At 58.6% G+C, this 14,072-nt stretch carries 11 protein-coding genes; 2 read left to right on the forward strand and 9 right to left on the reverse strand.

Annotated features, from left to right (window positions below):
* Window positions 1–4 precede the first annotated feature (4 nt).
* From CRD13_RS00540 to CRD13_RS00550, 3 genes are all read right to left on the reverse strand, one after another.
* Window positions 5–1,405: an SPFH domain-containing protein gene (locus CRD13_RS00540; RefSeq protein WP_070858594.1), complete on the reverse strand. Its 1,401-nt coding sequence runs from the start codon at window positions 1,403–1,405 to the stop codon at window positions 5–7.
* A gap of 91 nt (window positions 1,406–1,496) precedes the next feature.
* Window positions 1,497–1,934: an NfeD family protein gene (locus tag CRD13_RS00545; protein ID WP_042388696.1), complete on the reverse strand. Its 438-nt coding sequence runs from the start codon at window positions 1,932–1,934 to the stop codon at window positions 1,497–1,499.
* 60 nt (window positions 1,935–1,994) lie between these two features.
* Entirely contained in the window at window positions 1,995–2,849 is an 855-nt protein-coding gene (locus CRD13_RS00550) for a DUF3097 domain-containing protein (RefSeq protein WP_048734135.1), read from the reverse strand.
* 65 nt (window positions 2,850–2,914) lie between these two features.
* Between CRD13_RS00550 and CRD13_RS00555 the strand changes: the two genes are divergently transcribed.
* The gene (locus CRD13_RS00555) at window positions 2,915–3,772 is read left to right on the forward strand and encodes a hypothetical protein (RefSeq protein WP_016422771.1); all 858 of its coding nucleotides are present in this window, start codon (window positions 2,915–2,917) and stop codon (window positions 3,770–3,772) included.
* Window positions 3,773–3,812: 40 nt separating this feature from the next.
* Here the strand turns inward: CRD13_RS00555 and CRD13_RS00560 are convergent, their stop codons facing one another.
* From CRD13_RS00560 to CRD13_RS00585, 6 genes are all read right to left on the reverse strand, one after another.
* Window positions 3,813–4,871: a ferrochelatase gene (locus CRD13_RS00560; protein WP_049170588.1), complete on the reverse strand. Its 1,059-nt coding sequence runs from the start codon at window positions 4,869–4,871 to the stop codon at window positions 3,813–3,815.
* A 119-nt stretch (window positions 4,872–4,990) separates the two neighbouring features.
* Window positions 4,991–5,983 carry a VWA domain-containing protein gene (locus CRD13_RS00565; protein WP_049190713.1) on the reverse strand — a complete coding sequence of 331 codons (993 nt, stop codon included), beginning with the start codon at window positions 5,981–5,983 and terminating at the stop codon, window positions 4,991–4,993.
* A gap of 115 nt (window positions 5,984–6,098) precedes the next feature.
* Complete coding sequence (locus CRD13_RS00570) at window positions 6,099–6,947, reverse strand: DUF58 domain-containing protein (protein WP_150961398.1); 849 nt, start codon at window positions 6,945–6,947, stop codon at window positions 6,099–6,101.
* Window positions 6,947–7,951 (reverse strand): MoxR family ATPase, encoded by a 1,005-nt coding sequence (locus CRD13_RS00575; protein ID WP_016422767.1) that lies wholly within the window; start codon window positions 7,949–7,951, stop codon window positions 6,947–6,949. The genes CRD13_RS00570 and CRD13_RS00575 overlap by 1 nt, the downstream gene beginning before the upstream one ends.
* A 54-nt stretch (window positions 7,952–8,005) precedes the next feature.
* Entirely contained in the window at window positions 8,006–9,625 is a 1,620-nt protein-coding gene (locus CRD13_RS11115) for a DIP1281 family NlpC/P60 protein (RefSeq protein WP_187401168.1), read from the reverse strand.
* Window positions 9,626–10,255: 630 nt separating this feature from the next.
* A complete protein-coding gene (locus tag CRD13_RS00585; RefSeq protein ID WP_187401169.1) occupies window positions 10,256–10,765 on the reverse strand; it encodes a DUF6676 family protein in 510 nt (169 codons plus the stop codon).
* Window positions 10,766–11,132: 367 nt separating this feature from the next.
* Between CRD13_RS00585 and acnA the strand changes: the two genes are divergently transcribed.
* Window positions 11,133–13,919 carry an aconitate hydratase AcnA gene (gene acnA, locus CRD13_RS00590; RefSeq protein WP_080971469.1) on the forward strand — a complete coding sequence of 929 codons (2,787 nt, stop codon included), beginning with the start codon at window positions 11,133–11,135 and terminating at the stop codon, window positions 13,917–13,919.
* The last annotated feature ends 153 nt before the right edge of the window (window positions 13,920–14,072 follow it).

The following is a 14,072-nucleotide window of genomic DNA, read 5'->3' on the forward strand; positions in this document are numbered from 1 at the left end:
AAACTTACTGCCCATTTTCTGGGGCGTAAGGGTCACGTGACCATCCTGAAAAATCTGGACGATCGGTGGAGTGCGCACCGCCGCCTGCATTGGTATTGCCGGTGCCAGGAGCCGAGGGCAGGTCACGTTTGCCGGAAGGAACCGACGGCGCAGCCGGTGTGGCCGGCGCAGCGGGCGCAGCCGGTGTCGCAGGTTCAACCGCTGCCGGACCGTTCTGGCCACCCAACTGTTCAGGCTGAGCGGGCTGAGCCGAATCAGCGCGGCGATTCTTCTTCCTCTCAGGGGTATTACCAGCTGCTGCAGCCACCGGATCATCAACCGGGCGGTTAGCGACCTCGTTCGCCGCGGCAACTGCACGAGCCAACTCCGGGTTAGTCGACATGTCGAACCAGTTCTCGTCGCGGCCCTGCTCAGCCTCTTCCTTGGTCTCTCGGCTCACGGCCGGAGGCTCGTAGCGGAAGACACCGTCGGCATCCTTCTTGCCGAAAGCCCTAGCGAAGCTCTCGAGACTGTCGCCGAACTGCGACGGAATCATCCAAACAGTATTGCCGTCCTTATTTGCCAGCTCAGGCAGCTTCTCCAGGTATTGCCAGGCAAGAATCTCAGGTGTCAACTGTGAAGCCTTAACAGCTGCGTTGACCTTCTGGATAGCGCGAGCATTACCCTGTGCCTCAAGGTAGGTAGCGGCGCGAGTACCCTCAGCGCGCAGAATGGTTGCCTGACGCTCAGCTTCAGCAGCCAGAATTGCTGCGTGCTTGTTACCTTCGGCGGCGAGAATCTGTGCCTGCTTACGGCCCTCAGCAGTTTTAATATCGGCTTCGCGGGTACCTTCCGCAGTCAGAATCATGGCGCGCTTCTCGCGATCGGCCTTCATCTGCTTTTCCATCGACTGCTGAATCGACGGTGGCGGCTCAATGGCCTTCAGCTCCACACGAGCGATACGAAGACCCCACTTGGCAGTGGCCTCGTCCAGCTCGCCGCGGAGACGGCGGTTGATGTAGTCACGGGAAGTCAGTGTCTCTTCCAGTGTCAGGCCACCCACGACGTCGCGAAGCGTTGCGGTGGTGATCTGTTCGACACCGAAGATGTAGTCATCGATACCGTAAATTGCCCGATCCGGTTCATTGACCTGGAAGGTCACGACGGTATCGATAGCCACAGTCAGGTTGTCTTCGGTGATCACTGCCTGTGGCGGGAAGGTAACCATACGCTCACGGGTATCGACCTTCTCGCGCACTCGGTCAATGATCGGGATGATGAAGTTCAGGCCGCTATTCAGTGTCTGCGTGTATCGTCCCAGTCGCTCTACGATTGCCGCTTCACCCTGAGGGACCAGGACAATCGCTTTGAGAACCAAGGTAACAACCACGAGAATGAAAACGACGAGGATGATAAAGCCTTCCATGAGATTCCCCCGTAGCTAGAAACTGTGTGGTCAGTTATTTAATGGTCAGTAACTAAGAGTGCTCCGAGCGCCCTTTAAGTGAGTTGACTGCTCAGAGCAGCTTGTCCACTACTGCGGTATTGCCCGAAATCTCTACAATCGTGACTCTTTCCTTCGCATCGAAGGTCTGCGCAGTCAGAAGACTGCGCGCGCTCCACAACTCGCCGTTGACCTTAATCAGACCCGCTGACGAAGAAACTGGCTCGATGACCTCAGCATGACGGCCCGCTAGCAGTTCCGGACGCGACTCCAGTTCGGCGGACTTGTCCGGTTTTGCCATCTTTTTGCGCAACACAGGGCGAACTGTCAGCACAAGTGCGGCGGACACAACGGCGAAGATAACCACTGATAGCCAAAGCGGCGCTCCAAGCTGGCTCGCACCGGACGCTGCCAGTGCACCACCTCCGAGCATTAACAGTGCTAAATCTCCGACTGCGAGTTCACCGAGAACCAGTAGGAGGCTTGCTCCGAGCCAAAGGAGAGGAATCACGCCCTCACCCTACCTACTTTGCAGAACAAATGTGGGGCGAGTGGAGCCAGTATTCCGGGGTCAGTACTGCATATGTGGCTCAGTTACGAAGTCGACCAGGCGCTCAACTGCTCCAATCAAATCTGACTCCAGATCACGGTAGGTGTGTACACCTGCGTAGACACGTCGCCAGCCCTCCTTGGGGTCGTCTCCCCAGCCCAAGCGACGGCAGATTCCTGTCTTCCAGTCCTCCCCGTAGGGAACTTCCGGCCATGCCTCGATGCCTACCGACGAGGGTTTGACCGCTTGCCAGACATCGATAAACGGGTGGCCTGTGACCATCACGTGCGGGCCGAGCTGCTGAGTCATGCGGCTTTCCTTACTGCCCTCCACCAAGTGGTCTGCCAGGACTCCGACGCGGCGCTTCGGACCCGGACCAAATTCGGCCAAGCGTTCTGGAAGGTTGTCCAAGCCCTCCAGATACTCCACGACTACGCCCTCAACACGCAGATCGTGGCCCCACACCTTCTCGACGATTGCCGCGTCATGAATACCCTCGACCCAGATACGGCTGGGGAGAGCAACCTTGGCCTTGACGTTGTGGACCTTGCGCGAGCCCGATGCCGACAGATCCTGCGAGGGCTTTTTCGGTTGTGCTTTCGGGCGCACCAGAGTCACAGGTTTGCCGTCGATGAGAAAACCGCGCTCGTGCATGGGAAACAGCCGAGACTTGCCGTGGCGGTCCTCCAGCCGGACGCACCAGCCGTCGAAAGTTTTCTCCAACCCGATAATTGCACCGACGAATCCGTCATAGGACGCCTCGACGACAACACCATTTTCTGCTGTCACCTCGCGTGCTGGCTGCGGGATACGACGGCGGTGGCCACGTGCGCCAGCGAACACGTCCTGATTGCGGTACGGGTCTTGAAAGCTCATGGGTACTGAGATTAACAGCATCGGTTACGGGACCAACGACACGCTGCACTAGGATGAGCTGCACTATGCAGCGCAGTGTTCTCGACCAGGTCTGGAGTCCAACTCAGCACATCGCCCTTTGGCTGGGCGCGTGGTTGTCGGGTTTGGAAAACTACGATCATCTCCTCGACGCGCTAGACTCGCTCGGCGGACCCACGTCAGTTCCGGGGACGTTCGTGCTTGCCGACGCCACGGTTCCGAATGTCATCGATTGCGACGCTGATCTCGATCGAAGCGACATGCTCCGCCTTCTTCGAGCGGTTACTGAAGCGGGAGATTGGCACAGTGACCACCGTCCCCTCGTCCGCCTCATTCTCTCCGGGCCCGGTGATGCACCTGCACTGCCTGCGGGAACCGACGCCGCTGAAGCTGCACGCGCAGCAGGCTCGGCCATTGTGATTGCGGATGCGGAGCCGGGCTGGAACCATGTGCTCATACCAGTGACAACGCCGGTGCCAGGCCTACCGCAGTGGCATTGGTACACACTGGAAGGCCACATTCCCGAGCCGGCCTATCTCTCCCCTGGCGAGGCGGATTTACAGCTGGCAGATGCGGCGCGGGTTGCGGCTGCCACGATTGCGGCGATGCCGCGTTCACCGCTGACGTCGTCAAGCAGTGGTGCCCCGAAAGTGGATCCCCGGCTGATGGTCGGCATGCTCGATGACCACCTGGACATGGCCTTTGTGCCGGATGATGTGCCACGCCGTGCACTGGGAGTGCTCGCCAGAGCTGATCGGGTGTCGTCGATTCTGGCGGTGGCACAGGGCAGCGAGTCGGGGCACGGCAGCGCCGCGTTTGATGCGCAGCTCATCCCGCTGTGGCGGAAGATTCGGCAGGCGCGGATGAGCGCGGTGGAATACGCGATTCAGGAGTGGACTCGCTAGGGATTTGCCTTGCCCCGCGGCCCCATTGCCGCCAAAGGAATCAGTGTGGGCGGCGCTTTGCCGGGGTACAACAGGATGCGGCGCAGGGGGCGCCGTTGCAGGCCGAGCCGAGTAGCGGTTCACTTCCCAGACGGCGGGGCTTGACATCTGCGATGCGCTCTTCGATGAGCTCCACGAGCATGTCGGTGAAAGTAGCCGTCGGACCAGGCGTTGCGACCCGCTCGATGACGATGTCGTGATGAGCCATTTCATCCTGAAGCTCAGCATCCAAATCCCAGGCGACCTCAACATGATCCGAGATGAAGCCAATCGGGCACACTATTGCGGATCGGAGGCCGTTGGCGACCTTCGCTTCAACGTGGTCGACGATGTCAGGCTCCAACCACGGCACGTGCTCCGGGCCAGAGCGGGACTGCCAGACGACGTCAAAGTCGGTGATACCCACTGCGTCGGCGACGAGCCGTGCTGCTTCGTTGACCTGGCGGGAGTAAAGATTTCCGCCGAGCTCTACCGGCCCGGATGCCTTGTCCGCAGAGACCGGAATAGAGTGAGCGGTGAAAATAAGCCGGGTGTCCTCACGGCGGTCATCCGGTAGCTTGGCAAACGCCTCACGCACTGCGTCTGCATAGGCTTTTATAAAGAGCGGATGATCGTAGAAGCTCCGGATTTTCTCCATGTCAAAAGCACGGTCGCCCAGAGATTCGCGCATCCGAGCAATGTCTTCGTGATACTGGCGGCAGCCGGAGTAGCCGCCCCAGGCGCTAGTGGCGAAAACGAGCGCTCGCTTAACACCGTCATCAGCCATCTTTGCCGCGGTGTCTTCAGCCATCGGATGCCAATTGCGATTGCCGAAATAAACAGGCAAGTCATAGCCACGGCGAGTGAGCTCAGCCTTAAGGTTGGAGACAATTTCGCGGTTTAAATCGTTGAGCGGGGACTTACCGCCAAAGTGCGCGTAGTGTGCACCGACTTCGTCCAACCTCTCCGGCGGAATTCCGCGGCCGCGGGTGACATTCTCCAGGAAGGGACGCACATCGGCCATCTTTTCGGGACCGCCGAAAGACAACAGCAAAATAGCGTCAAAATTATCAGAAGACATAGCTAATCATGTTAGTAGCGCAGTCTGAGGACTCCATAAGACGACTGCTCAATGCCCCCGGCGTCTCCTGCCAATCGGGTTCCATACAAATCGCTTTACGACGGCACCCTAACCCAGCCCTACTGCGGAATTCGACGATTGGTCACAAGCAGTGAGCCCACGGTCACTAGCAGCATCGCGAAGGCTGCGATCAGATAGGGCCTCGGATTCTCGGCCCGCTTGAGTTCGTAACCGATGTCATCTTCCAGTGAGCCATAGGCATCGCGGAGCTGCTCGAGGGAACCAGCGCTGAAGAACTCACCTTTTGTTCGACGGGCGATCTCTCGCAGCGAATCGTCGTCGTTAGGCACTGGAATTAATTCGCCCTGAACCGTGATTGCGCCTTGCGCGGTACCGAACGAAATCGTGTTGACTGGCACCCCGGCCTTGGCGGCTTCGGCGGCGGCGGTATATGCGCCGCGGGGATCGTCGAGTTCTTGTGGGACGGTCTGTTTGCCGTCGGAAAGCAGCACGATTGTAGCTGGTGGGGCGCCTTCTCCCCCGCCCTGAACTGAGTCGCTGAACTGATTGATGGCATCGAGCGCGGCTGCGATGGCATCACCGGTCGCAGTCGCCTGATCTAACTCAGCAGCCTGGAGCGCTCGATTCACGGTGTCATGGTTGGTAGTCGGGCTGACAGCAGTGCGAGCACGACCAGAGAACGTCACCAGGCCGATATTGAGGTCGTCGGGAAGGTTCTCCACGAACTCTTGGCCGGCTTCTTTAGCTGCAGTGATGCGGTCTGGCGCAACGTCTGTCGCCGACATGGACAGCGAAACGTCGACCACCAGCATAACCGTCGCTCGGTTGCGGGCGACTTTGGTCTCCGAAATCGGACCAGCCAATGAAATGATGACCAGAACTAGCGACAACAGCGCACTGATAGCTACGACATGGCGCAGGCGTGCCGACGACTTATTCCCTAGTGATCCAACGATGGTGAAGTTGCCAAAGGCAATGGCACGTTGCTTTCGCTGCTTAGTGCTGATCCAATAGGCCACGGCTGCCACGAGAGGCAGAGCGAGTGCGAGCAGCCACCCTGGGTGCGCAAAAGTTGAGTTTAGGAACGTCATCGCGGTATCAGTTTCCTCACATCCAGTCGCCTAAACAGTCGCGTATAAACCAGTGGCTATAGCCGGTTAGTCGGTGGCCCAAAAAAGATAGCACTAACAAGCGGTTACTCAGACGCTAATGTTGGCCAATTTGTCGAGCAAAATCCAGTACCCAATCGGAATCCGTACGCAAGGTAATAACGCGAGCACGGCATTTGCGCAGTTCATTGATTACACGCTCGTGGTGGGCACGAGCCTGAGCTGTATACTCGGCGCGGGTCTTGTCGTTGATGTTGAGTTCAATGGTCTCGCCGGTTGCTGAATCCGCCATGACCACCGGGCCTTCGCCGGGCAGGGCTTCATCGGCTGGATCTACCAGGCGAATCGCCATAATCTCTGTCGAGGCCGAGGCAACGCGCAGCGGGCGCGCCCAATCGAGTGATCCAAGGAAATCCGAGATGACAACCAACAGCCCAGCGCGCGGAGCCTGAGTCATTACTGTGTCAATATCCGCTGCGAGGTTATGCTCAGCAGTCGCGTCAGCCAACTGCTTGAGCAGCATCAAGCTGTGGGCACGGCCCTGGCCCGCGGGCACTGGAGTGCCACCGGCGATTAATCCAGTTCGGGACCCCGGGGCGTCGTTAAGCATAGTCACAGCGCCGGCAGCGGCGGTGAGCAGATGTCGTTTGGTGGTATCGGCCAATCCCGTGGACAGACGTGCGGCGGGTTCGGCGACAATCCAGCACTCCAGCTCACGCTCGGCCTCGGAGGTGCGAACATGCGGCACTCCAGTACGGGCTGTCACTGCCCAGTTCATCTGGCGAACATCATCGCCGATGACATATTCGCGGGAGCCAACCGGCTCAGAGCCATCTCCAGTAGCGGTGGAGAGAAAGCTGCCGCGCAAAAGTCCGTTGAGCTTACGCGTAACAGTTAGCTCTAAGTACGCCAGGACGCGTGCAAGATCGTCTTCACGAGCTGACATTAGGAGGCAGTGCCCTCATCGGAGCCAGTGCTCGCGCCTTGGGGAAGGCGCACGTGAGACAACACGATGTCAATAATCCGTTCGGGAGTAACGCCATCGGCCAGGCCCTCATAGGACAGGACCAAGCGATGACGCAGCACGTCGGGAAGCACGGAAACCACATCGTCCGGCACGACATAGTCGCGACCGGAAAACAGCGCGTGGGCGCGGGCAGCCGCGACAGCACCAAGAGTTGCACGCGGTGATGCGCCATAGGAAAGCCAGCGGTCGACATCCTTCAACTCCGCCCGCATCGGATTGCGGGTGAGTTCGATGACGGCCACGATGTAGTCAATCAGTGTGTGGTGGACAAAGACTTCGCGGGTAGCGCGCTGCAGTTCCCGAACACTCTCTGGGGTGAGAATCTGCTGCGCGACTGGAGGGGTGGCTCCCATGCGGTAGACAATCTCCCGCTCTTCCGCCGGAGTGGGGTAACCCACGAGGACCTTAAATAGGAAACGGTCCCGCTGGGCCTCCGGCAGTGGGTAGACACCCTGGTTTTCGATTGGGTTTTGCGTGGCCAGAACCAAAAACGGCTCCGGTACTGGCGTGGACTCCCCTGCGATGGACACCTGGTGCTCTGCCATGACTTCCAGCAGAGCCGACTGCACCTTCGCCGGTGCGCGGTTGATTTCATCAGCGAGCACGATATTTGACATGACCGGGCCGGGCTCGACAATGAACTCCGAGGTGTCCTGGCGGAAAATCCGGGTGCCGACAATATCTGATGGCACCAAATCCGGAGTGAACTGGATGCGGGAGTAGGACCCACCCATCACTGTGGCAAAAGTAGACACTGCCAGAGTTTTCGCAACACCCGGAACACCTTCGAGCAGGACATGACCTCCTGCGAGCATCGCGATGAAGAGCTGCTTAATCAGGTGCTCCTGGCCAACCACAACCTTCCCCAGCTCCGCGTATGCGCGCTCGAGGTCCGTGTGGTCAGTGGGCGTTGGGTAGGTCACAGAGAAACCCTTCTTTAGGTCGGTCGCCCGACCTGTAGAACACGTCGTTAGAAACTAGACGAGGCGGACAACGTTCGGTGTCATTCCGTTATAACGGACTGGCGAGATCTTAACCACAGAACCGGACTGCGGTGCCTCAATCATCTTGCCATCGCCCAGGTAGATAGCGACGTGGCCATGACCATTCGGGCCCCAGAACAGCAGGTCACCACGCTTCATCTGAGATGCCGGGTAGTGCTTTCCGCGCTGGTACTGGTAGCCGGTGTAGTGAGGCAGGTCAATGCCGACAGCGGCGTAGGCGTACAGAGTCAGGCCCGAGCAGTCGAAACCAATCTTGTTGTAGTCGCCGTGGGAGTCAGCTACTCCGCCATCACGGATGCCCTTGGTCGGGCCGTTGGCGTTGCCGCCACCCCATGCGTATGGGACACCGAGCTGCCCCATCGCACGTGCGATGACAGTCTCAACCTTCTGGCTGGAAGAACCCGAGGTGCTCTGACCGGTCTCCGGATTCGTTGGCGCCACAGTCTGTGCCGGGGTGCCGCTTGACGACGAGCTGCCGGTGCTAGACGATTCCGAAGTCTCGGTGGACTCAGAGGAGTCCGAAGATTCGGTCGTCTCAGAGGAACTGGTGGAGCCGGTGGAGCTGCTAGAGCCAGTGGAGCCAGTGGAGCTGTCAGAGCCAGTGGAGGCCGTAGAACCAGTCGAGTCGGTAGAGCTAGTGGAATCAGTCGAGCCCGTAGAACCAGAGGTGCTAGAGCTTTCATCTGTGGACTCAGAAGAGGAATCCTCATCAGTCTGGTTCGACTGCGCCTCGGCGCGAGTCTTAGCTGCGGCTTCCTCAGCGGCCTTCTTGGCAGCGGCGTCTTCCGCTTCCTTGCGGGCCTGCTCGTTCTCATAATTCTGGCGCTGGGAGTTCAGCTCGTTGACCGCGTTTCGGGCTGCATCCAAAGATGCCTTTGCGGCATCGCGATCGACCTGAGCCTGCTGGTAATCAGCTTGCTCCTTTTGAAGCTCCTCGTTTGCCTCGGAGTACGCGTTCTGAGCATCGGTGTTTCGCTGGTTTGCGGTGGCTTCCGCCTGCTGAGCCTCGTCACTCTTCTTGCGAAGCGTGGACTCTTGGTTAGCAGCCTCGGTTCGATTCTTATCCAGAGAGTCAACGGTCTGCTCTTGACGATCAGCTTCGCGACGCAAAGCGGACAGGCGGTTAATAGCCTCGGATGCATCTCGCGCACCCTCGAGAATCGAGCCGCTGGAACGTCCCTGGCGCATGATGGTGCGTGCTAGCTCGTCGAACTGCTTCTGGGCACTAGCGAGCTCAGCGCGGGAACGGTCGAGTTGGATCCGTGCCTCGTCGACCGCCTCGCGCGCACGGTTAGCGGCATCTCGAGCGTTCTCAAGGTCTACCATGGCCTTGTTGACATCCTCGCGGAGAGTGCCCATGCGTAGCTCGAGGTCAGATACCCGGCGCTCGCTGGAAGTTACCTCGGCGACCAGGGACTGCAAGTACGACTCGGCGTTAGAGGCCGCCTCGCGCGCTTGACGGATCTGGGCGTCGCTCGGATTTAGTGGTTGTGCAGCTGCGACCTGAGTGTTCGTCGCCAGAAGACCCGCCGTGATAATACCGGCAATTGGACGAGTCCAATATGATGCACGGACTTTGCGATTACTCGGCACCGCGTTACTCCTACATTTCTCCTATGGGTGCGTTCACGCCTCAGAATCGACACCAGCGACTTCCCCATCGTTGGATATCTTCCTGTTGTTGCCTCCAGGTCTTGAGTGGAACTTCGAAAAACGTCGAACCGAAACCAGAACCAAAAGCAACAGCGGCGCTCCCGCGAGTTTTCTTCGGTCAATACTGGACCCTTGAGTCCACTATTGGCATCACGAAGCACTTTACGGGTCAAAAAGCTCTAAAAAAACATAAGTAACAAAATTACCAACTGTCCCCCACTTTGTGACCGTTTCGTTATATGTCGTGGCCTGCGGTTATGGTGAGCCCTAGGTTTCTATGTGAATTATGTCACTATTAGATGACTTATCGGCGTGCCGGAGTGTCGTAGGCCTTTACCTGGGGTACCGGACATAAGAAAAGGTCAAGTTTTAATGCTTGACCTTTGTGAAAATCGTTGACACGGTTACGGTGGCTGCAACAGTGTTATCCAATTCAGATAGTGGCTGATTTCTCTACTGCTACCAGTTTTTGGGGCATTTGCCCTGTCTTTCGCCTGGGGGTGGAAAACCGGGGACGGTGAATGTATTCAGTGAGACCGTTAGCTTCAGCGTCCGTCGTAAAGCGAACTCTTAGGCGGTTGGGCGTGTGCGTAGCCAGTAGAACGTCAGTCCGACGAAGAGTGCGACGATAACGACGCCTGCGATGAGGCTGTAAAGAGTCCACGGAACGACGTAGTTAGTGAGCTCGTGCAAATAGGCATCGAGACCCGCCGGATAGTCTCGTGGAGTCTCCATCATTGCGTGGTCGGCGCGTTCAATGGCTGCGCGGGGGAAATCGGCAGATGCGGTGGCCACATTGCCCGGTGTGCGCACGACAGTGGTGCCGCCGACTTGGTCCGCTACTTGGCGGGCAAAGGAAAAGATGTCGGTGTTCTTTTGTTCGGCGACGGGGTAAATCTTCTCGCTATCTAGGTAGATGATATTGAAATTGGGCACCCCCCGATTTGCTGTATCGTCGACAATTGGCTGGACTGCTTCTCGGAGCTGTGGGTTATTTGTCACGATGTTGTCGGTGCGTAGCTGAGCGACCGCCTTTTCGACGGTTTCTTTCGCTGCCTGTGAATCTGCTGGCGTATGCATTAACTGCCTTCCGTATCGTGCTCCTGTTTTGCGTGAGAATGGTTTCCACGCGCCCCAATTTGGCGGAGATGCTGCTTCGTTTGTCCTATCTATAATGGCCTGCTCTGGATGTGAACGGGGGTAGCGTGACTCGGCGCGCCGCGAGCAATCTACATACAGAACGTTCGTACTGTTATTGTTAATGCAAGGACGGTAACGCTTCCTTAAAAACGTGTGTGTGGGCTCGTGTGCCCCGCGTCGTGATTATTGCTTTAATTGGTTGATAAGGGGCGGCGTGATCGCACCTATGCCTTGTGGAGAGCCGAAATTCGAGTGCCGGACTCTTCAGTTAAGGCGACAATTCACCCGAATAGAAATGGAGCTGACTGTGGCTGAAAGCAAGAACTCTTTCAACGCCCTGCGCAAGCTTGAGGTCGGAGACAAGTCTTATGACTACTTCGCTCTTGACGCCGTGCCGGGTATGGAGAAGCTGCCTTACTCGTTGAAGGTTCTCGGTGAGAACCTGCTGCGCAACGAAGATGGCGCCAACATCACTGAGGAGCACATCAAGGCTGTCGCCAACTGGGTTCCTTCGGCTGATCCGTCGATCGAGATTCAGTTCACCCCTGCTCGCGTTATTATGCAGGACTTCACCGGCGTCGCCTGTGTTGTTGACCTGGCTACCATGCGTGAGGCTGTTAAGACTCTCGGCGGCGACCCGGATCAGGTTAACCCGCTGAACCCGGCAGAGATGGTCATCGACCACTCGGTCATCATCGAGGCCTTCGGTAGCGAAGACGCTCTGGCTAAGAACGTCGAAATTGAGTACCAGCGCAATGATGAGCGCTACAAGTTCCTCCGTTGGGGTACTGGCGCATTCTCCAACTTCCGCGTTGTTCCTCCGGGAACCGGTATTGTCCACCAGGTCAACATCGAGTACCTGGCTCGCGTCGTCTTCGAGAACAACGGCCTGGCATACCCGGACACCTGTGTTGGTACTGACTCTCACACGACCATGCAGAACGGCCTGGGCATCCTGGGCTGGGGTGTCGGTGGTATTGAGGCTGAGGCCGCAATGCTTGGCCAGCCAATCTCCATGCTCATTCCGCGCGTCGTTGGCTTCAAGCTGACTGGCGACATTCAGCCGGGTGTTACCGCAACCGACGTTGTGCTCACCGTCACCGATATGCTGCGCCAGCACGGCGTCGTCGGCAAGTTCGTAGAGTTCTACGGCGCTGGCGTCTCCAAGCTGCCGCTGGCCAACCGTGCGACCATCGGTAACATGTCGCCAGAGTTCGGTTCCACCGCCGCAATCTTCCCGATCGACGATGAGACCGTCAAGTACCTGGCCCTGACTGGCCGTGACAAGGAGACCCTGGAGCGCGTCGAGGCTTACGCCAAGGCTCAGGGCATGTGGTTGGACGAGAACACTCCGGAGGCTGAGTACTCCGAGTACCTCGAGCTGGACCTGTCCACCGTCGTTCCGTCCATCGCTGGCCCGAAGCGCCCGCAGGACCGCATCGAGTTGGCTTCCGCCAAGGAGCAGTTCCGCAAGGACCTGCACAACTACTCCGACGGCGAGATTAAGGGCGCTGTCAAGGCTTCCGCACCGACCTCCGAGCTGGCCGCAGACTACAACGAGTCCCGCGAGGGCCACGGCGAGTCCGCCGCTAACGGCGCTGAAGGTCGCCCGAGCTCCCCGATTACCGTCACTTCCCCGAAGGGCGGCGAGTACACGCTCGACCACGGTATGGTCGCTATCGCTTCCATCACCTCTTGTACCAACACCTCCAACCCGTCGGTCATGATTGGTGCTGGTCTGTTGGCACGCAAGGCAGTCGAGAAGGGTCTGCAGGCTAAGCCGTGGGTCAAGACCATTTGTGCTCCGGGCTCCCAGGTTGTTAACGGCTACTTCAAGCGTGCTGACCTGTGGAAGGACCTCGAGGCTCTGGGCTTCTACCTGTCCGGCTTCGGTTGTGCAACCTGTATCGGTAACTCCGGTCCGCTGCCGGCTGAGATTTCCTCCGCCATCAACGAGGCCGACCTGGCTGCTACCGCGGTTCTGTCCGGTAACCGTAACTTCGAAGGCCGCATCTCCCCTGACGTGAAGATGAACTACCTGGCCTCCCCGATCCTGGTTATCGCCTACTCGATCGCCGGTACCATGGACTTCGACTTTGAAACCGACGCCCTGGGTCAGGACGCAGAGGGCAACGATGTCTTCCTGCGCGACATTTGGCCGTCCACCGAAGAGATCGAAGCAACCATCGAGGCCTCCATCTCTTCCGAGCTGTACGACGAGGACTACAAGGATGTCTTCGCTGGTGACGAGCGCTGGCAGAACCTGCCGACCCCGGAGGGCAAGACCTTCGCTTGGGACGACAAGTCCTCCTACATCCGCAAGGCACCGTACTTCGACGAGATGGAAATGGAGCCGGCACCGGTTTCCGACATCAAGGGCGCTCGCGTCCTTGCTGCCCTGGGTGACTCGGTGACCACCGACCACATCTCCCCGGCTTCCTCCATTAAGCCGGGCACCCCGGCTGCTCAGTACCTCGACTCCATGGGCGTTGAGCGCAAGGACTACAACTCCCTGGGTTCCCGTCGTGGTAACCACGAGGTCATGGTGCGCGGCACCTTCGCTAACATCCGCCTGCAGAACCAGCTGCTTGACGGTGTTACCGGTGGCTACACCCGCGACTTCACCCAGGAGGGTGGCCCGCAGGCCTTCATCTACGACGCTGCCATGAACTACAAGGAGGCTGGCACTCCGCTGGTCGTCGTTGGTGGTAAGGAATACGGCACCGGTTCCTCCCGTGACTGGGCAGCTAAGGGCACCCTGCTGCTGGGCGTCAAGGCTGTTATCGCTGAGTCCTTCGAGCGTATCCACCGCTCGAACCTCATCGGCATGGGCGTTGTTCCGCTGCAGTTCCCGGAGGGTGAGTCCTGGAAGTCCCTGGGCATCGATGGCACTGAGACCTTCGACATCGCTGGTCTGGAGGAGCTGAACAACGGCTCCATCCCGAAGACCGTCAAGGTTACGGTTACCAAGGAAAACGGCGAGTCCTTCGACTTCGACGCTGTGGTCCGCATCGATACCCCTGGTGAGGCTGACTACTACCGCCACGGCGGTATTCTGCAGTACGTCCTGCGCAACATGATCAAGGGCAACTAGTTTCCCTTTGACTCGTGCGCGCTAGGGCTTGTTACAAGCAGCGCTTCTAGAGGCCGGTAGGTAGCGCTAGCCCGCGGATTCATACCCCACGGGCTAGCGCCCTGCCGGCCTCGGGTTTCTCTACCCCAACCAAAATGAGGCTTGGGAAGTATA

Origin of the sequence: Corynebacterium sp. LK26 (genome assembly GCF_014335085.1) — a bacterium.
Taxonomy (GTDB): Bacteria; Actinomycetota; Actinomycetes; order Mycobacteriales; family Mycobacteriaceae; genus Corynebacterium; species Corynebacterium jeikeium_D.